The organism is Polynucleobacter sp. 39-46-10 (genome assembly GCF_002282275.1).
The window spans coordinates 1-1,205 of sequence record NZ_NCJB01000521.1 but is presented as its reverse complement, the minus strand read 5'-3'; the positions used below and the strand labels follow the sequence as shown (position 1 = coordinate 1,205).

Genomic DNA, 1,205 nt, shown 5'->3' with positions numbered 1-1,205 from the left:
TGAAAAGCTCAACGCCCCTGAATTGCGAATGGGCTATGGATTAAGCTTGGATGTTGCGCGTCAATGGGGTTTATATATCAGTACCTCACGTGGTTTAACATCGATTGGCATTGAAGAGCCCGCCCTCTTCTCAGAGCCAGCAGTCTATATCGTAAGACCGGATACATCGCTTTATTACGGCGCCGTCCAAACTATGCCTTTTGCACGCCCTAATTTTACTGACCTATTGGGCGCGATTGATTTTGCTTTGGCTAAAGATTATCCGGCGCGTGGTGAATACACCGGTTCTTTATAAGCAATTATTGATTGGCCAATCTAAAAATAGGAGATCTAAAGATGCCATTTGTGCGAATAGATTTAGGCAAGCAATATCCCGAGGGGGTGGCCCAGAAAATTGGGGATATTGTTTACGAGGTGATGCTGAAACATATTAATGTACCTGCTGACGATAAGTTTCAGGTCATTACAAGACATGATGCAAATGAACTAGTAGTTCCTAAAAGCTATCTTGGTATTGAATATTCGCAGGGCATTATTTTCATTCAGGTAACCCTGAATGAGGGCCGCACCACCGAGCTGAAGAAAAAATTCTATAAGGCCATCTGTGATGGGGTGGTAGAGAAACTTAACATTCGACCAGAAGATATTGTTATTAACTTAGTAGAAGTCAATAAAGAAAATTGGTCGTTTGGTCATGGTGAGATGCAATATGGACCTAAAGACTAAGTACGCTCACATCTAGATATGCGGCCAATTTTGTAATGCCGGCAATATGAAAAAATTACTCCTCGGCTTTCTATTTGTTGGACTCATTCCAACTGCAAGCGCGCAGATCCTCGATGCAATCCGTGGTCACGTTCAGGATCTGAGGGCTCGCACGGAAGAGCATCAAAAGATTGAAGGCGTCATCTTAAAGCGAGGACAAATTGACAAAAATGCAAAAGGGCAGGACTTGATACACAACTCCTCTGGTGAATGGTCCTTAGTCAAGGTAGGCAATCAATTATTTTTACAATCAAGCGCGGACTTTAGATCAAGCCCTGGGCCAGACTATCATATCTATATCAGCAGCAGGCCCGCCATTAAAGACAATGATGAGTTTAGTTCTCAACAAATTGAAGTTGGTCGGATCAAAAAACCTAATGGCGCCGCATTCTACCTTTTAAAAACAGAAAATCCAGAAGATGTAAATAGTATGTTGATTT

The 1,205-nt window shown here is 42.3% G+C and carries 2 protein-coding genes and 1 pseudogene; all 3 read left to right on the top strand.

What is annotated here, in order from left to right; genetic code table 11:
• A pseudogene (locus B7X71_RS17375) lies at window positions 1–295 on the top strand (AhpC/TSA family protein); the annotation flags it as partial.
• A 41-nt stretch (window positions 296–336) separates the two neighbouring features.
• Window positions 337–726: a tautomerase family protein gene (locus B7X71_RS17370; protein WP_293601662.1), complete on the top strand. Its 390-nt coding sequence runs from the start codon at window positions 337–339 to the stop codon at window positions 724–726.
• Window positions 727–772: 46 nt separating this feature from the next.
• Window positions 773–1,205, top strand: a 433-nt coding sequence (locus B7X71_RS17365; RefSeq protein ID WP_293601661.1) for a hypothetical protein, incomplete at its 3' end; no start/stop codon positions are given.